This is a genomic window from Pseudomonas sp. B3(2017) (assembly GCF_002113595.1).
Classification (GTDB): Bacteria; Pseudomonadota; Gammaproteobacteria; order Pseudomonadales; family Pseudomonadaceae; genus Aquipseudomonas; species Aquipseudomonas ekonensis.
This window is the reverse complement of record NZ_NEIU01000010.1, coordinates 175,176-199,726: the sequence shown is the minus strand read 5'-3', so window position 1 is coordinate 199,726 and position 24,551 is coordinate 175,176. Positions and strand designations below refer to the sequence as shown.

General features: G+C 66.6%; 22 protein-coding genes and 1 tRNA gene. 21 read left to right on the top strand and 2 right to left on the bottom strand.

Translation table 11 applies throughout. The features are described 5' to 3' along the window. The first annotated feature begins 178 nt into the window (after positions 1-178). From CAG33_RS16925 to pgaD, 11 genes are all read left to right on the top strand, one after another. Positions 179-607: a MarR family winged helix-turn-helix transcriptional regulator gene (locus CAG33_RS16925; RefSeq protein WP_085632032.1), complete on the top strand. Its 429-nt coding sequence runs from the start codon at positions 179-181 to the stop codon at positions 605-607. Beyond that, the gene (locus CAG33_RS16920; protein ID WP_085639534.1) at positions 604-2,676 is read left to right on the top strand and encodes an FUSC family protein; all 2,073 of its coding nucleotides are present in this window, start codon (positions 604-606) and stop codon (positions 2,674-2,676) included. Before CAG33_RS16925 ends, CAG33_RS16920 begins: the two co-directional genes overlap by 4 nt. Beyond that, a complete protein-coding gene (locus tag CAG33_RS16915) occupies positions 2,673-2,882 on the top strand; it encodes a DUF1656 domain-containing protein (protein ID WP_085582123.1) in 210 nt (69 codons plus the stop codon). Before CAG33_RS16920 ends, CAG33_RS16915 begins: the two co-directional genes overlap by 4 nt. Continuing rightward, a complete protein-coding gene (locus CAG33_RS16910; protein ID WP_085582121.1) occupies positions 2,879-3,766 on the top strand; it encodes an HlyD family secretion protein in 888 nt (295 codons plus the stop codon). The genes CAG33_RS16915 and CAG33_RS16910 overlap by 4 nt, the downstream gene beginning before the upstream one ends. After that, positions 3,763-5,205: an efflux transporter outer membrane subunit gene (locus CAG33_RS16905; RefSeq protein ID WP_085582119.1), complete on the top strand. Its 1,443-nt coding sequence runs from the start codon at positions 3,763-3,765 to the stop codon at positions 5,203-5,205. Before CAG33_RS16910 ends, CAG33_RS16905 begins: the two co-directional genes overlap by 4 nt. A 91-nt stretch (positions 5,206-5,296) precedes the next feature. Further along, a complete protein-coding gene (locus tag CAG33_RS16900) occupies positions 5,297-5,932 on the top strand; it encodes an NADH:ubiquinone oxidoreductase subunit N (protein WP_085582117.1) in 636 nt (211 codons plus the stop codon). Between the two features lie 191 nt (positions 5,933-6,123). Then, complete coding sequence (locus CAG33_RS16895; RefSeq protein ID WP_085582115.1) at positions 6,124-7,629, top strand: YdgA family protein; 1,506 nt, start codon at positions 6,124-6,126, stop codon at positions 7,627-7,629. Positions 7,630-7,881: 252 nt separating this feature from the next. After that, on the top strand, positions 7,882-10,362 hold the full coding sequence (gene pgaA, locus CAG33_RS16890) for a poly-beta-1,6 N-acetyl-D-glucosamine export porin PgaA (RefSeq protein ID WP_085639531.1): 2,481 nt from the start codon (positions 7,882-7,884) through the stop codon (positions 10,360-10,362). A gap of 12 nt (positions 10,363-10,374) precedes the next feature. After that, a complete protein-coding gene (pgaB, locus tag CAG33_RS16885; protein WP_085639528.1) occupies positions 10,375-12,372 on the top strand; it encodes a poly-beta-1,6-N-acetyl-D-glucosamine N-deacetylase PgaB in 1,998 nt (665 codons plus the stop codon). Between the two features lies 1 nt (position 12,373). Then, the gene (pgaC, locus tag CAG33_RS16880; RefSeq protein WP_085582111.1) at positions 12,374-13,729 is read left to right on the top strand and encodes a poly-beta-1,6-N-acetyl-D-glucosamine synthase; all 1,356 of its coding nucleotides are present in this window, start codon (positions 12,374-12,376) and stop codon (positions 13,727-13,729) included. Further along, the gene (gene pgaD / locus CAG33_RS16875; RefSeq protein ID WP_085582109.1) at positions 13,726-14,259 is read left to right on the top strand and encodes a poly-beta-1,6-N-acetyl-D-glucosamine biosynthesis protein PgaD; all 534 of its coding nucleotides are present in this window, start codon (positions 13,726-13,728) and stop codon (positions 14,257-14,259) included. The genes pgaC and pgaD overlap by 4 nt, the downstream gene beginning before the upstream one ends. On the opposite strand, the gene CAG33_RS16870 is transcribed toward pgaD, so the two are convergent. After that, positions 14,252-15,781 (bottom strand): FAD-dependent oxidoreductase, encoded by a 1,530-nt coding sequence (locus CAG33_RS16870; protein WP_085639525.1) that lies wholly within the window; start codon positions 15,779-15,781, stop codon positions 14,252-14,254. The two genes, pgaD and CAG33_RS16870, sit on opposite strands and share 8 nt — an antisense overlap. 139 nt (positions 15,782-15,920) lie before the next feature. On the opposite strand from CAG33_RS16870, the gene CAG33_RS16865 reads away from it, so the two are divergent. The 5 genes from CAG33_RS16865 (at position 15,921) to CAG33_RS16845 (ending at position 19,766) form a co-directional block, all read left to right on the top strand. Then, positions 15,921-16,481, top strand: coding sequence for a YbhB/YbcL family Raf kinase inhibitor-like protein (locus CAG33_RS16865; RefSeq protein WP_085639522.1), 561 nt, complete (start codon positions 15,921-15,923; stop codon positions 16,479-16,481). An 87-nt stretch (positions 16,482-16,568) separates the two neighbouring features. Next, positions 16,569-18,260, top strand: coding sequence for a VWA domain-containing protein (locus CAG33_RS16860; protein ID WP_085639519.1), 1,692 nt, complete (start codon positions 16,569-16,571; stop codon positions 18,258-18,260). A 29-nt stretch (positions 18,261-18,289) separates the two neighbouring features. Beyond that, a complete protein-coding gene (locus CAG33_RS16855) occupies positions 18,290-18,871 on the top strand; it encodes an RNA polymerase sigma factor (RefSeq protein ID WP_170930022.1) in 582 nt (193 codons plus the stop codon). After that, positions 18,868-19,479, top strand: a complete 612-nt coding sequence (locus tag CAG33_RS16850; RefSeq protein WP_085631845.1) for a hypothetical protein — start codon at positions 18,868-18,870, stop codon at positions 19,477-19,479. The genes CAG33_RS16855 and CAG33_RS16850 overlap by 4 nt, the downstream gene beginning before the upstream one ends. Next, positions 19,476-19,766, top strand: a complete 291-nt coding sequence (locus CAG33_RS16845) for a hypothetical protein (RefSeq protein WP_371856105.1) — start codon at positions 19,476-19,478, stop codon at positions 19,764-19,766. The genes CAG33_RS16850 and CAG33_RS16845 overlap by 4 nt, the downstream gene beginning before the upstream one ends. A 76-nt stretch (positions 19,767-19,842) precedes the next feature. Here the strand turns inward: CAG33_RS16845 and CAG33_RS16840 are convergent. Further along, a tRNA-Arg gene (locus CAG33_RS16840) sits at positions 19,843-19,919 on the bottom strand. Between the two features lie 199 nt (positions 19,920-20,118). Here CAG33_RS16840 and CAG33_RS16835 point away from each other — a divergent pair. The 5 genes from CAG33_RS16835 (at position 20,119) to gabT (ending at position 24,431) form a co-directional block, all read left to right on the top strand. Further along, the gene (locus CAG33_RS16835) at positions 20,119-20,346 is read left to right on the top strand and encodes a RebB family R body protein (protein ID WP_085582097.1); all 228 of its coding nucleotides are present in this window, start codon (positions 20,119-20,121) and stop codon (positions 20,344-20,346) included. After that, complete coding sequence (locus CAG33_RS16830; protein ID WP_085639513.1) at positions 20,343-20,885, top strand: hypothetical protein; 543 nt, start codon at positions 20,343-20,345, stop codon at positions 20,883-20,885. Before CAG33_RS16835 ends, CAG33_RS16830 begins: the two co-directional genes overlap by 4 nt. A 32-nt stretch (positions 20,886-20,917) precedes the next feature. Further along, positions 20,918-21,202: a RebB family R body protein gene (locus CAG33_RS16825; protein ID WP_085631847.1), complete on the top strand. Its 285-nt coding sequence runs from the start codon at positions 20,918-20,920 to the stop codon at positions 21,200-21,202. A 318-nt stretch (positions 21,203-21,520) separates the two neighbouring features. Then, positions 21,521-22,963: an NADP-dependent succinate-semialdehyde dehydrogenase gene (gabD, locus tag CAG33_RS16820; RefSeq protein WP_085639510.1), complete on the top strand. Its 1,443-nt coding sequence runs from the start codon at positions 21,521-21,523 to the stop codon at positions 22,961-22,963. 190 nt (positions 22,964-23,153) lie between these two features. Beyond that, entirely contained in the window at positions 23,154-24,431 is a 1,278-nt protein-coding gene (gene gabT, locus CAG33_RS16815) for a 4-aminobutyrate--2-oxoglutarate transaminase (RefSeq protein WP_085582089.1), read from the top strand. Positions 24,432-24,551: the final 120 nt, after the last annotated feature.

Sequence of the window (24,551 nt, the reverse complement as noted above, 5' to 3'; positions counted from 1 at the left end):
CTCGATTTAGGTACTGACGAAGTATATACACCGTCAGTACCAATCAAGGAGCTTCACTGCGACCAACGGATCAATTTGTTTCAAAACTTGACTGAAATTCCCCGCCAATGCCATATTGATAGTTAGCAAACTAACAGTATGTGCCTTGCCCGTGTCCGATAACCTCGACATCCTCCAGATGAACATCAGCAGTGCCATGGTGGTGGCCGCCCGTCATTGGCGCAAAATCTGCCAGACCACGCTGGTCAACTACGGCATCTCCGAAGCCTGCGCCGTCCCGCTGCTGATGATCGGGCGGCTGGGCGAGGGCGTGCGTCAGGTGCAGGTGGCGCAGGCGGCGGGGATGGAAAGCCCGTCGCTGGTGCGCCTGCTCGATCAGCTGTGCCACGCCGGGTATGTCTGCCGCAGCGAAGACCCCCAGGACCGCCGCGCCAAATGCCTGAGCCTGACCGACACCGGCCGCGAGCTGGTGCAGGCGGTCGAGGCTGAACTGGTGCGCCTGCGCCATGAGGTGCTGGAAGGCATCGACCGGCGCGATCTGGAAGCTACGCTTCGGGTATTGAAGGCTTTCGAGGCGGCGCGTCCGCCGGCGGTGACCCATCCGTGAACGGCTTCTTTTCCGGCTTTCCTCCGGCCCGGGACTGGTTCTACGGGATCCGCACCTTCGCCGCCTCGATGATCGCGCTGTACATCGCCCTGCTCATGCAGATGCCGCGTCCGTACTGGGCGATGGCCACGGTGTACATCGTCTCCAGCCCGTTCCTCGGTCCCACCAGTTCCAAGGCCCTGTACCGCGCCATCGGGACGTTCCTCGGTGCGGCGGCCGCGGTGCTGTTCGTGCCGATGTTCGTCCAGAGCCCCTATGTGCTGGTGGGGGTCATCGCGCTGTGGACGGGGATCCTGCTGTTTCTCTCGCTGCACCTGCGCACCGCCAACAACTACGCCTTGATGCTCGCCGGCTACACCTTGCCGCTGATCGCCCTGCCGGTGGTGGACAACCCGTTGGCGGTGTGGGACGTGGCCGAGGCGCGCACCGAGGAGATTTTCCTCGGCATCGCCGTAGCCGCAGTGGTCGGGGCGATGTTCTGGCCGCGCCGGCTGGCCCCGGTGTTCAACGACGCGGTGGGCAAGTGGTTCGCCGACGCGACGACCTACAGCCTGCGCTTCCTCGGCCGCGACGTGCGCCCGGAAGAGATCGGCGCCCTGCGCATGGCCATGGTCGGCAGCTTCAACAGCCTCGAACTGATGATCGGCCAGTTGCCCCACGAAGGCGCCCGGCCGCAGACGGTGCGCAACACCAAGGAACTGCGCGGGCGGATGATCCACTTGCTGCCGGTGATCGACGCCCTCGACGATGCGCTCTATGCCCTTGAGCGCCGCACCCCGGAACTGGTGGAGCGCTTTGCGCCGCTGCTGGCGGCCACCGGCGAGTGGCTCGGCCACAAGGACGCCGACCTCGGGCGGTGGCAAACCCTGAAGGATCGGCTCGACGCCCTGCAGCCGGATGCCGAAGCCCTGAACGACCGCAGGCAGTTGCTGTTCTCCAACGCGCTGTACCGCCTGGCCGAGTTCATCGACCTGTGGCAGGACTGCCGTTCGCTGCAGGACGCGATCCTCTGCGAGCGCCAGGACAGCTGGCGCGCGGTCTACCGGCACTGGCGCCTCGGGCGACTGACGCCGTTCCTCGACCGCGGGCTGATGCTGTATTCGGTGGCCTCGACCATCCTGGCGATCATCGTCGCGTCGGTGCTGTGGATCCTGCTGGGCTGGACCGACGGCGGCAGCGCGGTGATCCTGGCGGCGGTGTCGTGCAGCTTCTTCGCCTCGATGGACGACCCGGCGCCGCAGATCTACCGGTTCTTCTTCTGGACCGCGATGTCGGTACTGTTCGCCAGCCTGTACCTGTTCCTGGTGTTGCCCAACCTGCACGACTTCCCGATGCTGGTGCTGGCGTTCGCCGTGCCGTTCATCTGCGTCGGCACCCTGACGGTGCAGCCGCGCTTCTACCTCGGCATGCTGCTGACGCTGGTCAACACCTCATCGTTCATCAGCATCCAGGGCGCCTACGACGCGGATTTCTTCGCCTTCGCCAACTCCAACCTGGCAGGTCCCATGGGGCTGCTGTTCGCGTTCATCTGGACGCTGGTGGCCCGGCCGTTCGGCGCTGAGCTGGCGGCCAAGCGCCTGACCCGGTTCAGCTGGAAAGACATCGTCCACATGACGGAGCCGGCGAACCTCGCCGAACACCGGCAACTGGGCGTGCAACTGCTCGACCGCCTGATGCAGCACCTGCCGCGCCTGGCGCTGACCGGGCAGGACACCGGCATCGCCCTGCGCGAAGTGCGGGTGGGGCTGAACCTGCTCGACCTGCTGGCCTACACCCCGCGGGTGCCCGGCGCGCCGCAGGCGCTGCTGGAGCAGGTGGTGGCGGAAGTCGGCGATTACTTCCGCGCCTGCCTCAAGGCCGGCGAGCGCCTGCCGGCGCCCAGCCCCTTGCTGATGACGATGGACCGCACCCGCCGTGCCCTCAGCGGCCACGGCGATGACGAAACCCGGCTGCACCTGTTGCATGCCCTCAGCGGCCTGCGCCTGGCGCTGCTGCCCGGCGTCGAGTTTCTCGGCAACGCCGAACCCGAAGAACCGTTGCCTCACGGCATCGATGGAGCCCCCCTATGATCGGTGACCTGGACATCAGCGGCATTTTCCTGCCGACACTGCTGATTCTGATGGGCATCACGTACCTGCTGTTCCTGCTGGTGCACGGCGTGCTCACGCGCCTGCACTTCTACCGCCTGGTCTGGCACCGGGCGTTGTTCAACGTGGCGCTTTACGCCTTGCTGCTGGGCGCCGTGGATTCCCTCAGCCGATACCTGATGACATGAAAAAACCGTTTTTGACGCTCGGCCGCACCGTGCTGACCCTGTTGATCGTGACGTTCGCCGTCGTCGTCGTGTGGCGCATGGTGATGTATTACATGTTTGCGCCCTGGACCCGCGACGGGCATATCCGCGCCGACATCGTGCAGATCGCCCCGGACGTGTCCGGGCTGATCCAGCAGGTGGAAGTGAAGGACAACCAGCCGGTCAAGCGCGGCCAGGTGCTGTTCAGCATCGACCCGGACCGTTTCCGCCTGGCCCTGCGCCAGGCCAAGGCCACCGTCGCCGACCGCGAAGAGACCCTCGCCCAGGCGCAGCGCGAGGCCAAGCGCAACCGGGGCCTGGGCAATCTGGTGCCGGCCGAGCAACTGGAAGAGAGCCTGTCGAAGGTCGCCCGCGCCCAATCGGCCCTCGCCGAAGCGCTGGTGGCGGTGGACAGCGCCCAGCTCAACCTCGACCGCTCGGTGATCCGCAGCCCGGTGGACGGCTACGTCAACGACCGGGCGCCGCGCGCCCAGGAGTTCGTCACCGCCGGTCGGCCGGTGCTGTCGGTGGTCGACAGCAACTCTTTCCACATCGACGGCTATTTCGAAGAGACCAAGCTGGACGGCATCCGCGTCGGCCAGGCCGTGGACATCCGGGTGATCGGCGACCGGGCGAAGCTGCGCGGGCACGTCGAAAGCATCGTGGCCGGCATCGAGGACCGCGACCGCACCAGCGGCAGCAACCTGCTGCCCAACGTCAACCCGGCCTTCAGCTGGGTGCGGCTGGCGCAGCGCATTCCGGTGCGCATCGCGTTCGACGACGTGCCCGAGGATTTCCGCATGATCGCCGGGCGCACCGCCACGGTGTCGATCATCGAGGACGGCCGGCAGGAGTCCGCGCAATGAACCGGGCGCTGATGGTCGCCGGGCTGGGCGCGCTGCTGTCGGCCTGTCAGGTGGTCGGGCCGGACTATCACCTACCGGGCGAAGCGGCGGTGCAGCGCCACGACCTGCAGGGCGAACTGGCGGTGGACGGCAAGCCGGTGGTGTCGGCGCCGGTGCCGGCCGACTGGTGGCGCCTGTATCAGGATCCTCGGCTCAACGAACTGGTGCAGCAGGCCATGGCCTCCAACACCGACCTGCGGGTGGCGGCGGCCAACCTGTCGCGGGCTCGGGCCCGGGTCGACGAGGCCGAGGCGGCCGGTGGCTGGAGCGGCGGGGTGAAGATGGGGGCCCAGCGCCTGCAGGAGTCCGGTGAAGCGTTCCTGCTGCCGGAAAAGGTGCCGGTGGACAACATCGGCGAGATCGCCATCAGCGCCTCTTACCAGTTCGACCTGTTCGGCAAGCTGCAACGTGGCATCGAAGCGGCCAAGGCCAGCGCCGACGCGACCCAGGCCGCCGCCGACACAGCCCGCATCACCCTGGTGGCGGATGTGGTGCGCGCCTACACCCAGGTCTGCGCCGCCAACGAAGAGCGCGAAATCGCCCAGCATTCCCTCGACCTGCAGGACCAGAGCACTCGGCTCACCCAGCGCCTGCGCGATGCCGGCCGGGGCGACGAGACCCAGGTCACCCGCTCCCAGACCCAATTGAAATCCCTGCGGGCCGACCTGCCGCGCTACGAGGCGGCGCGCCAGGCCGGGCTGTTCCGCCTGTCGATGCTGCTGGCCAAGCCTGTGGCGCAACTGCCGGCCGGCACCGCCGGGTGCGCCGAACTGCCGAAGGTCGCGCAACTGATGCCCGTCGGCGACGGCGCTGCGTTGCTCAAGCGCCGTCCCGACGTGCGCCAGGCCGAACGGCAACTGGCCGCCGCGACCGCCGGCATCGGCATCGCCACCGGCGAGCTGTACCCGGACATCAGCTTCGGTGCGACGATCGGCACCGTCGGCCTGCTGGACGACCTCGGCAAACCGTCCACCAACCGCTGGGGCTTTGGCCCTTCGTTGAGCTGGAACGTGCCGACCAACGGCGCCCGGGCGCGCATCCGCGAGGCCGAAGCGTCGACCCAGGGCGCCCTGGCGCATTTCGACGGCGTGGTGCTGAACGCCGTCCGCGAGACCCAGACCGGCCTCGCCCAGTACAGCGCACAGTTGCAGCGCCGCGAGGCGCTGGCCGATGCCGAGCAGTCGGCGAAACAGGCAGCGGAGCAGACCCACCGCTTCTACCAGGCCGGCCGCGCGTCGTTCCTCGCCGACCTGCAGGCCACCCGCACCTACACCGATGTGCGGGCGCAGCTGGCGTCGGCCAACACCCAGGTCGCCCTGAGCCAGATCGATCTGTTCCTCGCCCTGGGCGGCGGCTGGGAAAGCGGACGAACGCAAGCGTCGGGCACCGGCAAACCCTGAGGCCGTTGCTATGCTTTGAAGTGTTGGAAGGGCGCCCGGTGCAAGGCGTCCTTGCAGCGCACTGGGCTTGCGCAGGTCGGGGAAACCAATAATGAAAAACCCTTACGCTCTTGGCTTCTGGTGCGCCCTGGTAGCGCTGGTGCTGCTCTCGGCCACCTATTTCTACGGCATCATGCTGGCCCATCAGATCGACAAGGCCATGGTGTTCCTCGACAGCGCCGTGGCCTTGATCGCGGTCATGGGGATTGTGGTGGTGGCCTGGGCCCTGGTGCAGGTCCGGCGGCTGAAGCAGCGCCAGCTGGAGCAAAGCAAGGTGCTGCTGCTGATCTGGGACACCAAAGTCGCGCTGCGCCGGGTCGAGACCGTGTTCGACCGGTATTTCTGGGGCAGCTACTGGCAACCGGGGCGCACCTTCGCCGAAGTCATGGGCGAACTCACCGGCACGCCGCTGGAAAAAAGCCTGGATGCCCTGAAAAAGCAGTGCCTGGAGCTCGACAAGCAAGTCGCCAGCGACGGCTGGCACTGGCTCAACAACGCCCGCGAACTGTCCGACGTCGCCACGGCCATGGCCCGCGAACGCTATCAGCTGGACTTCTGCGACCCGCGCAACGACGGCCCCGGCGGGGCGGTGATCGACCGGGACTTCGAAGTGCTGGTGTTCACCTGGACGGCGCGGCTCAAAAGCTTCGACCATCAACTGGACGAGATCGAGGTGCAGTATTCCTGAGCCCGCCAAGGCGCCATCGAGCTCACTGCCATCCCCTCGCCATGGACACTCTTTAACCTTTAAACACTGGGCCCTCACGGGGCGCCAGTGCTAATCTGCACCGCTAAATCCAGCGGAGTCGTGCCGCGGCCCGATCACGGGTTCAAGGAAGACGACCACACTTTCAGCCACGGAAATCGATCGGGTCATTCATGAATAAATCAGCAGGCGTGCTTCTGGGAATCGTTGTTGCCATCGGCGCCATCAGCGCCGGCGGGGCGTGGTACACCGGCACCAAAATCGAAGGCGTGCTGAACAACGCCGTCGCCAACGCCAACAAGGAACTGCAGGCCGCCATGGCCGGCTCCAACGGCAGTGCGTCGCTGGAGCTGGTGTCCCTGGAGCGCCACACCTTCAGCAGCACCGCCCAGTACCGCCTCAAGGGCGAGGGCGAGATGTTCGGCGAGGCGCCGGTCGAGCTGCTGTTCACCGACCGCATCGAACACGGCCCGCTGCCGTTCTCGCGGCTGGCGTCGTTCAAATGGCTGCCGGTCATGGCCAGCAGTCACTATGAGCTGGAAAAGACCCCGCTGACGGAAAAATGGTTCGCCGCCACCAAGGGTGCCGCGCCGCTCAAGGGCGTGGTCAACATCGGCTACGACGAATCCACCACCGGCACCCTCGAACTGCTGCCGCTGGAAACGGCGCTGGACGACAAGTCGAGCCTCAAGTTCTCCGGTCTGAACATGGACATCTCCGCCAGCGCCCAGGCCCAGAAGGTCAAGGCCAACGGCTACATGGACAGCCTGCACCTGACCACCGTCGCCGAAGACGAGGCGCCGGTGCAGATCGAGCTCAGCGGCCTGACCCTGGCCAGCAACCTCACCAAGAGCACCTACGGCTACTACACCGGGGAGAACACCCTGGAGCTGACCAACAGCAAGACCACCTTCGGCGCCAAGCAGTCGGTGCTGGGCATCAAGAACTTCGAGATGAAGAACCTCACCGAAGAGACCGGCTCCAGCGCTTCGGGCCGCGCCGACTACAAGATCGGCGAGGTCACCCTCAACGACAAGAAGATCGGTTCGGCCAACCTGGCCATGAGCCTGAAGAACCTCGACATTCCGTCGACGATGTCGCTGATGCAGATCTACCAGACCAAGCTGCAGCCCTACGAGAAGGCCGCCGCCGAAGCCGCAGCCGCCGGCCTGCCGGCGCCGGAGCTGAACCTGACCCCGGCCGAAGAGGCCCAGGTCAAGGCCGACCTGCAGAAACTGCTGGCCGCAGGCCCCCAAGTGGCGCTGGAGAACCTGTCGCTCAAGACCGCCAACGGCGAAAGCCGCGCCAATCTGGTGATCGACCTGGCCAAGCCGCAGTCGATGGATCTGCCGCCGGACCAACTGGGCAAGCAACTGATCGCCCTGCTTGACCTCAACGTGCTGGTGTCCAAGCCGATGCTGGTGGACCTGATGAGCGTTCAGGCGCAGCTCGACGGCCAGACCGACGCCAAGGCCATCGTCGACCAGGCCAGCGCCGCCACCGACATGTTCGCCGGCATGGCGGTCGGTTCGCAGTTGGCGACCCTGGACGGCACCAACGTCACGACCAAGCTGCACTACGCCGCCAACCAGGTGGAGTTCAACGGCCAGAAGATGACCGTCGAGCAGTTCGTCGGCTTCCTGATGAACAAGTTCGCCGGCGTCAGCCAGGTTCAGTAACCGCTGCGCACCGCCACGGCGCCCGGCCTCTGCGCAACGCAGACGCCGGGCGTTTTGCTGTCTGGCGCCTGGGTTTTCGTTCGGTAGGAAAACCGTCACTGCAATTCTGAATAATTATTGCGTTGTCGATATTGGTCTACGCTTGCGTGCAAGACTGCCTGGATAAGCTTGGCCGGGTCTGCGATTCGGCCGCCGTTACGAATGGGCAAGGAGGGCATTGCGACCCGGCTGGCCATGTAAGGATGCTGACGAATGCCGCGTATTGATGTTCCTGTATTGCATCGTGGTTTACGCCCATTGTTCCGAGTCGCGCTGTGCAGCCAGTTGCTCTGGCCGGCACTGGGGTTCGCCGATACGGCCTACGACCGAATGGTGCTCGACGCCCGGGCCGGCCACTATGCGCCCGCGCTCGATGCCCTGCGCCAGGTGCCGCCGGCCCAGGCCACCGCCGGCCAGGTCAGCGACCACCTGCAGATCGCCAGTTGGGCCGGGCTCGACGCCGAAGTGGTGCAGGTCTACGAGACCCAGGGCCGCGGCCGCACGTTGCCGGTCCAGGCGCTGACCGCCACCGCCCGGGCCTACCGCAACCTCAAGCGTTGGGATCAGGCGACCCAGGTCTACAACCAGGCCCTGGCGCTGGATCCGGGCAATGCCGACCTGCAACTGGGGTTGGCCCTGACCCAGGCCGACGCCGGCAAGCCCGACGAAGCGGTGACCCGCGCCAAGGCGCTGGTCGCGGCCAGGCCCGACGACCCCTCCCGCCGGCTCGCGCTGGGCTATGCCCTGACCCGTGCCGGCAAGCAGTACGACGCGCTGCACGAATACGATCAGGCGTTCGTCCGCGCCGGCAGCAAGCCGGAAGTCGCCCGCGAATACGTGGTGGCCCTGCAGAAGGCCCGTCTGCCGGAGCCTGCGCTGCGCCTGGCTGACCAGCGTCCGGGCCTGATCGACCCGGTCACCCGGCGTCGCCTCGAAGGCGACCTGGCCGCCGAGCGGGTGCGCCTCGCCGACCTGGCCACCCGCAGCGAGAAGGAACGCTACGTCATCGCCGACCGGGCGCTGACCGACTACGACAAGCTGCTGACCACCTGGACGCCGGACGCCAGCGCCCACGACGACGTGACCCGCTGGCGCATCGACCGCATGGGCGCGCTCCGGGCCCGGGCGCGCACGGCCGACGTCATCGGCGAATACCGGAAGCTGCAAGGCGAAGGGGTGAAGATCCCGACCTACGCCCTGCGCTGGGTGGCGGCGTCCTACCTGGACCAGCGCCAGCCGGAGATCTCCACCGACCTCTACCGTCAGGTGCTGACAGCGCCGGACGCCGATGCCGGCGACCGCCTGGAAGACACCACCGGCCTGTACTACTCGCTGCTCGAAAGCGACCGCGCCGAAGAGGCCCGCAAGGTCGCCGAGGACCTGGCCAAGTCCCAGCGGCCGCGCATCGAGCTCAAGGGCTTGCCGGTGGGCAACCCCAACGACGAATGGATGGACGCCCAGCAGCTCGCGGCGCAGGCCGGTACCTACGGCTCCGACCTGCCCCACGGCGAAGAGCGCCTGCAAACGTTGGTCGACCAGGCGCCGGGCAACATCGGCCTGCGCCTGGCCCAGGCCGACCTGTACCTGGCCCGGGACTGGCCGCGCCGCGTCGAGAACCAGCTCAAGGAAACCGAAAGCCTGGTGCCGCGGGACATGGGCCTGGAAGTCGCCCAGGCCCACACCGCCATGGACCTGCAGGAATGGCGGCAGATGGATGCGCTGACCGACGACGTGGTCGCGCGCTTCCCCGACAACCGGCAGGTGCAGCGCCTGGCCCGTCAGCGCGAAGTGCATGACATGGCCGAGCTGCGCGTCGAAAGCTACGGCGGCAAGGCTTACGGCGGCGGCAGCGGTGATGCCGGCGCGGTCAGCGGCAGCCGGGACTTCGGCATCGAAAGCACCCTGTACAGCCCGCCCATCGATGAAGACTGGCGGGTGTTCGCCGGCGTCGGCTACGCCACCGGCGACTTCACCGAAGGCACCGGCCACCACCGCTTCCAGCGCGTGGGCCTGGAGCGCCGCACCCGCGACATGACCCTGGAGGCGGAAATCTCCAACCACTCCTACGGTTTCGGCGACAAGCAGGGCGCCCGCCTGGCGATCGCCCGGGACATCGACGACCACTGGCAATACGGCGGCAGCCTCGAGTACCTCTCGGCGCAGACCCCGCTGCGCGCGCTGAACAGCGGCATCAAGGCCAACGGCGGCAGCGGTTTCATCCGCTGGCGGGCCAACGAGAGCCGGGAATGGAAGCTGGCGGTCAGCCCGTCGCACTTCAGCGACGGCAACAACCGGGTCGAGGCGCTGCTCACCGGCCGCGAAGGCGTGTACAGCGCGCCGAACCTGCAGGTCGACGCCGGCCTGGAAGTGGGCACCAGCCACAACTCCAAGTCCGATGACGTGCCGTACTTCAACCCGAAGGCGGACTTGAGCGTCATGCCGCTGCTGAACGTCAACCACGTGCTCTACCACCGTTACGAAACGGTCTGGAGCCAACAGTTCCAGCTGGGCGCGGGCACCTACAGCCAGCGTGACCACGGCACCGGCGGCATGGCGCTGATCGGCTACGGCCAGCGCTACGCCTGGAACGACGTGTTCGAAGTGGGCGGCCTGTTGAGCGCGATCAACCGGCCCTACGACGGTGATCGGGAAACCGATCTGCGTCTGCTCGTCGACCTCACTTTCCGCTTCTAGAAGAGTCTGAAGATGCCTCTGATTTCGCGATTCATCCTTTTGCTGGGCGCGCTGCTGGCCAGCGCCTGCGCCCAGCAGGCCCCGGCCTTCCTGCCGCCGTCGGAGCGCCCGGTGGCGGCCAGCGAAAAGCCGTGGCCGAAGAACCACGTGCTGGGCATCGCCTACCACGACGTCGAAGACCGTGACCCCGACCAGGCCGTGGTGGCGGTGCGCACCGAGCGCATGATCGAGCAACTGGCGTGGCTGCGTGAGAACGGCTACCGGCCGGTCACGGTCGATCAGATCATGGCCGCGCGCAAGGGCGGGCCGGAACTGCCGCCCAAGGCGATCCTGCTCAGCTTCGACGACGGCTATTCCAGCTTCTACACCCGCGTGCTGCCGGTGCTGCGCGCCTACAACTGGCATGCGCTGCTGGCGCCGGTCGGCACCTGGATCGACACGCCGCTCAACCAGCCGGTGGACTTCGCCGGCACCCCGCGCCAGCGCTCGGACTTCCTGACCTGGGATCAGGTGCGGGAAATCTCGCAGTCGGGGCTGGTGGAGATCGCCGCCCACACCGACGCCAACCACAAGGGCATCCTCGCCAACCCCCAGGGCAACCTGCAGCCGGCGGCGGCGACCCGGCAATACAACGCGGTCACCAAACGCTACGAGACCGAGGACGAATTCCGCGCGCGGATCCGCACCGACGTGGCCGCCATCTCCGAGAAGATCCGCAAGGTCACCGGCAAGAAACCGCGCATCTGGGTCTGGCCGTACGGCACGGCGGACGGCACCTCGCTGACGGTGGTGGGCGAGCAGGGCTACGAGATGGCCCTGACCCTCGACGACGGCCTCGACGCCCTCGACAACCTGATGAGCAGCCCGCGTTTCCTGGTGGCCTCGGATCCGGACGGCGAGCACTTCGCCAACAGCATCGTCTCGGTGCAGGCCGAATCGCCGATGCGCGTGGTGCACGTGGACCTGGACAACGTCTACGACCCGGATCCGGCGCAGCAGGACGCCAACCTCGGCAAACTGGTGCAGCGCATGGCCGACATGGGCGCCAACACGGTGTTCCTGCAGGCCTTCGCCGATCCCCAGGGCGACGGTCTGGTGCATTCGCTGTACTTCCCCAACCGCCACCTGCCGGTGCGCGCCGACCTGTTCGACCGCGTCGCCTGGCAGCTGCGCACCCGTGCCCACGTGAAGGTCTATGCGTGGATGCCGGTGCTGAGCTTTGCCCTCGACGCGAAACTGCCGCGGGTCACCCGTTGGGATCCGCAGACCGGCGCCGTGTCGGTCGATCCGGACCAGTACAAGCGCCTGTCGCCGTTCGATCCCGAGGTGCGGCGGGTCGTGGGCGAAATCTACGAGGATCTGGCGCGCCTGACTTCGGTGGACGGCATCCTCTACCATGACGATGCGGTGCTTTCGGACTTCGAAGACGCCGGCCCGCAGGCGCTCAAGGTCTACGCCGCCAACGGCCTGCCGGGCTCGATCGGCGCGCTGCGCGACGACCCGGCGACGATGCAGCGCTGGACGCGCTTCAAGAGCCGCTACCTGATCGACTTCACCCGGGAGCTGACCGCCAAGGTGCGGGCGATCCGCGGCCCGCAGGTGCTGACCGCGCGCAACATCTTCGCCGAACCGATGCTCAATCCGGCGAGCGAAGCGTGGTTCGCGCAGAACTTCGACGATTTCCTCGTCACCTATGACTGGACGGCGCCGATGGCCATGCCGCTCATGGAGAAACAGACCCACGCCCGCTCCGGCCCTTGGCTGGAGTCGCTGGTGGCGACCGTCAAGGCTCGCCCGGGCGCGCTTGAGCGCACGGTGTTCGAGCTGCAGGGCCGGGACTGGACAAAAAAGGACCAGGCCGAAATCGACGGCGCGCAACTGGCCGAGTGGATGGGCGTGCTCAAGCGTCAGGGCGTGACCAGCTTCGGCTATTACCCGGACAACTTCCTCGAGAACCTGCCGGACCTGAAAACCGTACGGCCTGCGCTCTCCAACAAATGGAACCCATGACATGCTGGATAGACTGTTGGCCCTGCTTGTTCTGGCGCTCGTCCTCGGCGTACCGCTGGGGCTGATCTTCCTGGTCACCGGGCAGTTCCTGATGGACTTCGTGTTCTTCTACCCGCTGTTCATGTCCGGGCTGTGGATCTCCGGCGGCCTGTATTTCTGGCTGCACTGGGAGCGGCACTGGCCATGGAAGGACGACACGCTGCCGCCGCCCCTGGCCGGCGAGCCGCTGATCTCGATCCTGATCCCTTGCTACAACGAGGGCGACAACGCCGCCGACACCATCCACGCGGCGCTGGCCCAGCATTACCCGAACATCGAAGTCATCGCGATCAACGACGGCTCCAAGGACAACACCGCCGAGGTGCTCGACGCCCTGGCCAAGGAAGACCCGCGCCTGCGCGTGCTGCACCTGGCGGAGAACCAGGGCAAGGCTGTGGCCTTGCGCATGGGCGCCATCGCGGCGCGCAGCGAGTACCTGGTGTGCATCGACGGCGATGCGCTGCTGGCGCCGAACACCGCGGCCTACCTGGTGGCGCCGATGCTTGACAACGCCCGGCTCGGCGCGGTCACCGGCAACCCGCGGATCCGCACCCGTTCCACCCTGGTCGGGCGGGTTCAGGTCGGCGAGTTCTCCTCGATCATCGGCCTGATCAAGCGCACCCAGCGAGTGTTCGGGCGGATCTTCACCGTGTCCGGGGTGATCGTCGCCTTCCGCCGCACGGCGCTGCACCGGGTCGGCTACTGGAGCCCGGACATGATCACCGAAGACATCGACATCAGCTGGAAGCTGCAACTGGATCACTGGAGCATCTTCTACGAGCCCCGCGCGCTGTGCTGGATCCTCATGCCCGAAACCCTGCGCGGCCTGTGGAAGCAGCGCCTGCGCTGGGCCCAGGGCGGCGCCGAAGTGCTGTTCAAGAACATCCGCGGGATCTGGCAGTACCGCCACCGCTACCTCTGGCCGCTGCTGTTCGAGTACTGCCTGTCCACCGGCTGGGCGTTCACCTTCCTGCTGTCGGTGATCTTCTGGGCGGTCGGCAAGTTCGTGGCGCTGCCGGACGCCATCGCGGTGCACCACCTGATGCCGCCGGCGTTCACCGGGCTGCTGCTGGCGTTCGTCTGCCTGGTGCAGTTCGCGGTCAGCATCGTGATCGACCGGCGCTACGAGCCGGGGCTGGGCAAGACCATGTTCTGGGTGGTCTGGTATCCGTTGGTGTTCTGGTTCATCAGCCTTTTGACCACGCTGGTCAGCTTCCCCAAAGTGCTGTTCGGCCAGCACCAGAAGCGGGCGCGCTGGGTCAGTCCCGACCGGGGCATCAAACCGGTCGGGGACGACGAAGAGGAGGTCATCAAATGAAAATCATCCGGACCCGCCAACGGCCCTTCCTGGTGGTGGTCGATGTGTTCATCACCGTGCTCGCCTGGGTCGGCCTGCTGTACCTGCTGGTGCGCGGGCTGTGGCCGCTGATCGACACCCATGGAGGCGGGCCGCGGATCGACAATTCCGCGTTCGAGGCCTTGGGCACCCTGCAGATCTACCTGTGGGTGGCGCTGGTCAACGCGGTGATCCTGATCGGCTGGGCGCGCTACCAGCAGCGCAAGAGCAAGAGCTTCGCCCAGCGCCGCCTGCCGGCGCCGGTGGTGGACGACGAAGGCTTGAGCAAAAGCTTCAAGCTGTGCGACGACCGCCTGCAGAAGCTGCGCGGCAGCGGGGTGATGACCATCCACAACGATCAGGAAGGCGACGTCAGCCATGTGGTGCCGCACTTCTGGCCGGTGACGCCCGACGAACTGCCGCCGCCGCTGGCGCCGCTGGAGCATCCCCGGGTGATCTTCCTGCACGCCGAGGACGACGACAACCGCGAGCCGAGCCACCGGATCACTTGAGCCTGCGGATCAGCCGCCAGGCTTCCTCCATCGGCAGCGGCTGCTTCATGCGTTCGGCCAGCAGGGCCATGGCCCGGTCCTCTTCGCAGGCCACGGCCGCCACCACCACGCCCTGGCTGCCGAACAGGCCGATGAAGGGCGGCTGGCCGGGGTCGCCGTTGAACCCCACCTCATCCCAGTGCGCGGCATGGCCCAGGCAATCGTAGCTCCTGCCGAAATGCCAGGTCCAGAAGTACGGCACGTCCAGGTAATGCTCCTCGCCGCCGAGCATGTTGGTCGCCGCGATCCGCGCCTGCTGCTGGGCCAGGCGCCAGTGTTCGATGCGTTCGGGCCGGCCGTTGAGCGGAAACGTGGCGATGTCGCCGATGGCCCACACGTCCCGGGCCACGCGCATGCCGTCGTCCACCCGCAGCGACAGGTCCTCCTCCCGCGGCAGCGACGCGAAGGCCTCGGTGGCCGGGTGAACGCCGATTCCCGCCAGCACCAGGTCCGCCGACAGGCGCAGGCCGTTGTCGAGCAGCACCGCCTCGACCTTGCCGTCGCCGATGATTTCGCGCGCCTCATGCCCAGTGATGAACCTGACGCCGTTGTCCTCGTGCAGCGCCCGCACCGCGCGGCCCACGGCGTCGCCGAAGCGGGCCGCGAAGGGTACGGCGTGGTGGGCGATCACCGTCACGTCGAGGCCGAGCTGGCGCAAGGCCGAGGCGCACTCGAGGGCGATGAAACCGTCGCCGACGATCACTGCGCGCTGGCCGGGACGGGCGCTGTCCAGGATGCATTCGGCCTGAAGCCTGGAGCGCAGCACGAAGACCTGCGGCAGGTCGGCGCCGGGCAGCGTCAACCGGTTGGGCGAGCCTCCGGTGGCCAGCACGGCGGCGTCGTAGGCCAGGTTCGCGCCGTGCTTCAGGTGCAGGGTCTTCGCAGCGGTGTCGAGGGCGGTGACTTCGTCTTCGAGGCGCTCGATGCGTTGCGTGCGGTAAAACCCTTCATCGCGCAGCGCCGGGGTTTCCCGGGGCGGCATTTCCCCGGCCAGCACGAATTTGCTCAGCACCGTGCGGTCGTACCCGGCGCCGGCTTCGCGGTCGACCATGACGATCCGCCCGCCGAAGCCTTTCTCCCGCAGCGCGGCGGCGCAGGCGGTGCCCCCGGCGCCCGCGCCGACGATGACGAAGGTGCGCGGATCGTCCGCCGGCGGCGTGTGCGGATCCGCCAAGGGCTGATCGTCGACCCACACCTCGTCGCCGCGCAGCTCCAGCGGGTAGCGGATGAGGCCGTCGAGGGCCGGCGGTTCGCACAGCGCGCCGTCCTCAAGGCGAAACGCGCCTTTGTGCCACGGACAGATCAGGCGCCCATGGCAGATCGCCCCTTCGGCCAGCGGCGCCCCGGCGTGGGGGCATTCGCCCTGGAACGCGCGCAGGCTGGTTCCGGCGCGCACCAGCAGGATCTTCTGTTCGCCGATCTGCACCGGCAGGCCACGGTCTTCGGGGACATCGGCGAAACGGGCGACACGGTGCAGGGACATGATCGTGCTCCACGCAAGTGTTTCTCTTACGAGTTTGGCGCCGATTCCCAGGTTCAGCCAATTGCCACTGCCACGGCATGAACGGTACGGCTATAGTTTGCAGGCCGACGAAGGCCCAACCGCACAAGGTGCTCCCGGAATGACCCGATCGATTTCTCTCAACCCTTGGCTGGCGGCCCTTGCCGTCGCCCTTTGCGTGCAGTTGCCGGCGCAGGCCCAGGAGCGCTTCACCCTCAGCATCCCCGGCGTGTCGGACAACCGCCTGTTCACCTCGGCAGCGGCCAGCGACGCCAGCGGCTGCGGCGGCAAGAACCAGTCGCCGGCCCTGAGCTGGAACGCGGGCCCGACCGGCACCCAGAGCTACGCCATCGTCATGCACGACCCGGACGGCCAGAAGGGCCTGGGCGTCGATCACTGGATTCATTACGGCATCAAGGCCACCACCCGGCAGATCCCGGCCGGCGTCGGCGCCAAGTCGGCCCTCGAAGGCGTCGGCGGCACCAACAGCAAAGGCACCACCCATTACATCGGCCCGTGCCCGCCGGTCGGTGACAGCGCCCACCACTACATCATCCAGATCTACGCCTTGGACCTGGCCCCGGACGCCTTGCCCGCCGGGCTGACCCGCGCCGAACTGATGGACAAGATCAAGGGCCACGTGCTGCGCAACAGCAGCGCGGTGCGGCGCTACCACCGCTGAAAAAAAGTTTTGCGGGGTTAACCCGAACGCGAGGGGCTGCCCGTCTCAGGGGATGAATGGATCAATTTCCGCCCGAGGTCAGCCCCCATGTCCTTTCCTTCTCTGTTCCTGCGCCCCGTCGCCGCCGCCGTGATGCTGGTCATCGCCGGCTGCGGCGCGTCCTCCACACCGGATTCCCGTACAGTGGCGCCGCCGGTTCCCTCCGCCCCTCAAGTCCGGGAGGAAGCGGCGATGGCGGACAGCGCGATGGCCAAGCGCAGCCTGCGCGCCGCACCGATGGCCGCTTATGCGCCGATGCCTGCCGCAGAAAGTTATCCACAGGGCTACCGTGACGAGTACCGCGAGCAGTACCAGGCACTGGCCGACAATCCTGTGCACAGCGTCGCCGAGGCACCGGTCTCGACCTTCAGCGCCGACGTCGACACCGGCGCCTACGCCAACGTCCGCCGCCTGCTCAACCAGGGCCGCTTGCCGCCCGAAGGCGCAGTGCGCCTGGAGGAGATGGTCAATTACTTCCCCTACGCCTACGCCTACGCGCTGCCCACCGACGGCTCGCCGTTCGGCGTGACCACCGAACTGGCCGCGACGCCGTGGAACCCGCACACCCGGCTGCTGCGCATCGGCATCAAGGCATCCGACCGCGCGGTGGCGGAACTGGCCCCGGCCAACCTGGTGTTCCTGGTGGACGTCTCCGGCTCGATGGATCGCCGCGAAGGCCTGCCGATGGTCAAAGGCACCCTGAAACTGCTGGTCGATCAGTTGCGCGAGCAGGACCGGGTGTCGCTGGTGGTGTATGCCGGCGAATCGCGGGTGGTGCTGGAGCCCACGTCCGGGCGGGACAAGGCGAAGATCCGCAACGCCATCGAACAACTGACGGCGGGCGGCTCCACGGCCGGCGCCTCGGGCATCGAACTGGCCTACCGGATGGCGCAGCAGGCGTTCATCCCCAACGGCATCAACCGCATCCTGCTGGCCACCGACGGCGACTTCAACGTCGGCGTCAGCGATTTCGACAGCCTCAAGCAAATGGCTGTGGATAAGCGCAAGACCGGCATCTCCCTGACCACCCTCGGTTTCGGTGTGGATAACTACAATGAACACCTGATGGAACAGTTGGCCGATGCCGGCGACGGCAACTACGCCTACATCGACAACCTGCGCGAGGCGCGCAAGGTGCTGGTGGACCAGTTGGGTTCGACCCTGGCCACGGTGGCGAAGAACGTCAAGCTGCAGGTGGAGTTCAATCCGGCGCAGGTCAGCGAATACCGGCTGCTGGGCTACGAGAACCGGGCCCTGAAGCGCGAAGACTTCAGCAACGACAAGGTCGATGCCGGGGAGATCGGTGCGGGGCATACGGTGACGGCGCTGTACGAAATCGTCCCGAGCGGAGAGAAGGGCTGGCTGGAGCCGTTGCGCTACGGCAAGGCCGGCGCGGCGGCGTCGCAAAAGAATGGAGAATTGGCGATGCTGCGTGTGCGTTATCAACAGCCTCAAGGTGGGAAAAGCCTGCTCATCGAACGGCCGATCGCCGACCGGGTCGCGCCGCCGAGCGAAGACCTGCGGTTCGCCGCCGCCGTCGCCGCGTTTTCCCAGCAGCTCAAGGACGGGCGCTACACCGGCGATTTCAGCCTGAAGGACACCGAAGACCTGGCCCGTGGCGCCCGTGGCGATGACCGCTTCGGCCTGCGCAACGAATTTGTGCAGATGGTGGAACTGACCCGGAGCCTGCGCGACACCACGGCGTCGGCCCCTGAAGCCACCGAGCGACGGATTGAATAGTGAGCGGCCTGAAGGGCTTCATCAGCCAGCTGTTCGCAGCCAAGGACAGCCTTGCCGCCAGCAGTGACGAATCGCTGCTGGCGCGCTACCGCGAGGGCGACGGCGCGGCGTTCGAGATTCTGTACGCCCGCCACCGTCAGGGCCTGTACCGTTTTCTGCTGGGCCTGAGCGGCAAGCCCGAACTGGCCGAGGAGGTGTACCAGGAAACCTGGCTGAGCCTGATCCGCAGCGCCAGCCGGCCGCAGGGCCGGGCGACGTTCCGCACCTGGCTGTTCCAGATCGCCCGCAACCGCTTGATCGACCACTGGCGCAAGCACGGCGCCCGCCAGCCGCTGCACGACAGCTACGACGAGCAGGCGCACGCCGTCAGCGACGAAACCACCGATCCCGAACAACTGCTGAGCCTGAGCCGCGACAGTCAGCGCCTGGAGGACGCCCTGCAGGCCTTGCCCGCCGACCAGCGCGAAGTGTTCCTGCTGCGCGCCCACGGCGACCTCGACCTGGCGCAGATCGCCAGCCTCACCGAAACACCGCTGGAAACGGTCAAGAGCCGCCTACGCTACGCCCAGCAAAAACTGCGTCGGCTGCTGACCGAGGAGGTACTGACATGACTGACGCCCGCCGGACACCCGAAGACCCGGTGATTTCGCACGTGCGCGAGCACCACGCTGGTGAGCCGTCGCCGCACCTGGATGCATTCATCCTCGACGCCGCCCGCCGGCAGGCACCGGCCGCGAAACCGGGCCTGTGGCAGCGCTGGCTGCGGATGTGCCGTCAGCCGCGTTATCAGGTGGCGTTCGCCAGCCTGGTCGGCGTGGCGCTGATGCTGTCGATGGTGCAGCAGGCGCCCGAGCCGGTGCCGCGCTACGATTTCGCCCCCGCCGCCAAACCCGCTGCGCCGGCGGCCCGCCAGGAAGCGGCCGAATCCCGCTCGCTGGCCGCACCGGCCGCCGCGCTGTCGGCCCCTGCGCCGGCGCCGATGGCCGAAAGGGCGGCGCCGATGGAGAGCGAAGCGCTCAGCGCCGACAGCGCTGACGAGGCCAAGGCCAGCAAGCGCGCCGCGGCCCCGGCCAACGGCCTCGACCGGCAACTGCGCGAGGTCCTGCGCCTGCGCGAAGCCGGCCAGGCCCAGGCGGCGGACAGGCTGTTCAACGAACTGCACAAGCGCTATCCGGGCACCGACCTCGACGCGCGGCTCACGCAATTGCAGGAAAAATGACCGCTCCGTCCGCCAGCGATTTGGCATTGCCCCGCAAAAGCGCGCACTATCGGGGCATTGCCGATGCGCTGGAGAACACCGTGGCACCGAAAATCGACCGCATCGCCCAACTCCTCAACTGCCCGGAAAAGGGCGAGGAGATGCGGCGAGCGATTACCGAAGCCCGCAAGGAGTTTCTGCTGAACCAAGCGGAAGAGAACGTGGCTGACGAAGATGACGTTTTCGACCTGGAGGCCGGGGAAGACGAGGATGACGGGTACGACGAGTTCGACTGGACGACGGAGTAGATCCGAAACCGTCCCGTTCCGGCACCCACAAAAAAGCCCCGGACCTTGCGGTCCGGGGCTTTCTCGTTTCGATTCATGGCGCACCAGGCGGGATTCGAACCCACGACCCCTGCCTTCGGAGGGCAGTACTCTATCCAGCTGAGCTACTGGTGCAGCGGGCGACATCATACCTAGGTCGATCCGGGGCGTCCATGCCGGTTTTCAGCTTGGCGAATTGCGTTTCCGTTACCGGCCTTTTCTGCGCGCCGGCCGGCTGCAATGTCCTGCAATGAGCGCTTCTGGCGCTTTGGCGCGGCTGATCTATCGTTTTCCTGCGGCGGGCTTCCGGATGCCCATCCCCAAGGAGAAACCCATGACTACCGTCAATCCCCAAATCACCGATGCCGTCACCCAATCGAACGTACAGGTCGTGGGCTCTGCGCCGTCCACGGCCATCGCCACGCTGTCCCAGGTCGCCAGCCACGCGGTCGGCCTGGCCCTGGAGAACGCGGTCAGCCACCAGCAGGCGATGAACATCGTCGGCAACGCCACGGTGGCGGCGGCCGTGCGGCAGATCCTGGCGGTGGGAGACAAATCATGACGGACAAGGAGCAGGCCCGCAGCGCCGCCGCAGAGCCGGCAGCGGCCGACCCCGCCGCCACGGCGGCCTCGCTGCTGGAATCGCTCAACGAGCAATTGCTCAAGCAGGTGGCCGACGGCGTCGGCAGCGAATCCCTGAACCGGCAGATCGTCGAGTCGATCAATTTGCTGAACACCCAATTGGCCACGCAGACGCCGGTGGTCTCGGCCCTGGCGTCGGAGCTGCTGGTGCGTCAGGCCAGCGGTCTGGTGGCGCAGTCGGCGGCCAGCTATTTCGACAGCGTGACCAAACTGGCCCTGGCCGCCCAGGGCGTGCTGCTGCGCAAGATGACCGAAAGCATCGTCAACGACGAGCTGGAGATCGCCAGCGAAAGCGCATTGGGAGCCCTCAACACCCACCTGTTGGTCGGCGGCGCCGCGGCGGTCGCGGCGGCCACCGGTGCCCTGGACGGCGAAGGCGTGGACCAGGCGCTTGAACGGATCAACCAGAGCATCGCCCGCTTCAGCGCCAACCTGGCCGAGCGGGCCGCCAATGCATGAGCAACCCATCGTCCAGCGAAAGGAGCCGGAACATGGCAACCGTGAATGATCAGATCACCGATGCGGTCACCCAAACCAACGTCAACGTGTTGGCCGAGGCGCCGGCGATGGCGCTGGGCAGTCTCTACCAATCCATGGCGCACTCCACCGGCATCCTGTTCGAGAATGCCGTGAACGCCCAGCAACAGCAGAACATCCTGGCCCAGGCGGCGGCCACCCAGGGCGTGATGCAGATCTACAGCCTCGACACCACGGCGGATGCCCTGGCGACCCGGAACATCCTCCAGGATGTCGCCGCCAAGGCGCCGAAGACCTGAAACACCTGTCGCCGATACTGCAAAAGGCCCCGCCCACCGAGCGGGGCCTTTTGCTCGTTGATCCGAAAACCTCAACAAATGCGCCGTTTTTGTTCTTTTTTTCGAACGGCCTATTGTCCTTTAAACCTGTTGAACCTAGGATTCGTTTGAGATTTCAAACGCTCCTTGTCTGGATGCTGAGCCGCACACGCTACGGACCGTGCGCCATCCATGTGCTTCACCCGGTGAATGATTTCCCTGACGGCAGCCTCGAGAGGCGCCTTTCTACAATCATAATTTTGCTCCGCGCCGTGCGCGGTGCTGTTAAGGAAAGCCGACATGCAGCTTAAAGACACCCAGTTGTTCCGCCAGCAAGCCTTCATCGATGGCGCTTGGGTCGATGCGGACAACGGTCAGACGATCAAGGTCAACAACCCGGCCACGGGCGAAATCCTGGGCACCGTGCCGAAGATGGGCACCGCCGAGACCCGCCGCGCCATCGAGGCCGCCGACAAGGCGCTGCCGGCCTGGCGTGCGCTGACCGCCAAGGAGCGCGCCTCCAAGCTGCGCCGCTGGTTCGAGCTGATCATCGAGAACCAGGACGACCTGGCCCGCCTGATGACCCTCGAACAAGGCAAGCCGCTGGCCGAAGCCAAGGGCGAAATCGTCTACGCCGCCTCGTTCATCGAGTGGTTCGCCGAGGAAGCCAAGCGCATCTACGGCGACGTGATCCCTGGCCACCAGCCAGACAAGCGCCTGATCGTGATCAAGCAGCCGATCGGCGTCACCGCCGCCATCACCCCGTGGAACTTCCCGGCGGCGATGATCACCCGCAAGGCCGGCCCGGCCCTGGCCGCCGGTTGCACCATGGTGCTCAAGCCCGCTTCGCAGACCCCGTTCTCCGCCTTCGCCCTGGCTGAACTGGCCCAGCGCGCCGGCATTCCCAAAGGCGTGTTCAGCGTGGTCACCGGCAGCGCCGGCGACATCGGCAGCGAACTGACCGGCAACCCGACCGTGCGCAAGCTGTCCTTCACCGGCTCCACCGAGATCGGTCGCCAACTGATGTCGGAATGCGCCAAGGACATCAAGAAAGTTTCCCTGGAGCTGGGCGGCAACGCGCCGTTCATCGTGTTCGACGACGCGGACCTGGATAAGGCCGTCGAAGGCGCGATCATCTCCAAGTACCGCAACAACGGCCAGACCTGCGTCTGCGCCAACCGCCTGTACATCCAGGATGCGGTCTACGACGCGTTCGCCGAGAAGCTGAAGGCCGCCGTGGCCAAGCTCAAGATCGGCAACGGTCTGGAAGAGGGCACCACCACAGGTCCCCTGATCGACGAGAAGGCCGTGGCCAAGGTGCAGGAACACATCGCCGATGCCGTGGGCAAGGGCGCGACCGTGCTGTCCGGCGGCAAGCCGATGCAAGGCAACTTCTTCGAGCCGACCATCCTGACCAACGTGTCCAAGGACGCTGCCGTGGCGAAGGAAGAGACCTTCGGCCCGCTGGCGCCGCTGTTCCGCTTCAAGGACGAAGCCGAAGTGATCGCGATGTCCAACGACACCGAGTTCGGCCTGGCCTCCTACTTCTACGCCCGCGACCTGGGCCGTGTGTTCCGTGTGGCCGAGGCCCTGGAATACGGCATGGTCGGCGTCAACACCGGGTTGATCTCCAACGAAGTCGCGCCGTTCGGCGGCATCAAGGCGTCGGGCCTGGGCCGTGAAGGCTCCAAGTACGGCATCGAGGACTACCTGGAAATCAAATACCTCTGCCTGGGCGTCTGAGACGCGCCGGCAAGGCTTTGCTCCAAGCGCAAAGGGCACGAGAGCGCTGTCCCTTTGCGTCGCTCCACAACGGAATTTTCTCTGCGGCCGGGATAGCTGCGGCAGTCGATCATCGCATGCTGCCCCAGTTGCCTCCCCGCTGCGTAATCCTTGAACCACGCCGACCGATGAGCGGCGAATGAGGAATGTAATGAGCAAGACTAACGCTGATCTGATGGCCCGCCGTGTAGCCGCTGTTCCACGTGGCGTCGGCCAGATCCACCCGATCTTCGCCGACTCCGCGAAGAACGCCACCGTGACCGACGTCGAAGGCCGCGAGTTCATCGACTTCGCCGGCGGCATCGCCGTGCTGAACACCGGCCACGTGCACCCGAAAATCATCGCCGCCGTGACCGAGCAGTTGAACAAGCTGACCCACACCTGCTTCCAGGTACTGGCCTACGAGCCTTACGTCGAACTGTGCGAGAAGATCAACGCCCGCGTGCCGGGTGACTTCGCCAAGAAAACCCTGCTGGTGACCACCGGTTCCGAAGCCGTCGAGAACGCCGTGAAGATCGCCCGTGCCGCCACCGGCCGCGCCGGCGTGATCGCCTTCACCGGCGCCTACCACGGCCGCACCATGATGACCCTGGGCCTGACCGGCAAGGTCGTGCCTTACTCCGCCGGCATGGGCCTGATGCCGGGCGGCATCTTCCGTGCGCTGTACCCGAACGAACTGCACGGCGTGAGCATCGACGACTCCATCGCCAGCATCGAGCGCATCTTCAAGAACGACGCCGAGCCGAAGGACATCGCCGCGATCATCATCGAGCCTGTGCAGGGCGAGGGTGGTTTCTACGTCGCGCCGAAAGAGTTCATGAAGCGTCTGCGCGCCCTGTGCGACCAGCACGGCATCCTGCTGATCGCTGACGAAGTGCAGACCGGCGCCGGCCGCACCGGCACCTTCTTCGCCATGGAGCAGATGGGCGTCGCCGCCGACCTGACCACCTTCGCCAAATCCATCGCCGGCGGCTTCCCGCTGGCGGGTGTATGCGGCAAGGCCGAATACATGGACGCCATCGCACCGGGCGGCCTGGGCGGCACCTACGCCGGCAGCCCGATCGCCTGCGCCGCTGCGCTGGCGGTGATGGAAGTGTTCGAGGAAGAGAAGCTGCTGGACCGCTGCAAGGCCGTCGGCGAGCGTCTGGTGACCGGCCTCAAGGCCATCCAGGCCAAGTACCCGGTGATCGGTGAAGTCCGTGCCCTGGGCGCGATGATCGCCGTCGAGCTGTTCGAGAACGGCGACAGCCACAAGCCGAACCCGACCGCCGTGGCGGCCGTGGTGGCCAAGGCCCGTGAAAAAGGCCTGATCCTGCTGTCCTGCGGCACCTACGGCAACGTTCTGCGGGTGCTGGTGCCGCTGACCTCGCCGGACGAGCAGCTGGACAAAGGCCTGAAGATCATCGAAGAGTGCTTCGCCGAGCTGTAAGGCCGGGCACCGTGTGACCGGATCGACAAAAAACCCGCTTCGGCGGGTTTTTTGTTGCCTGGGGAACGCATCCTTCGATTCCGGGCTGTATCGAATCGCCAGCATTGGCTAAGGTTCAAC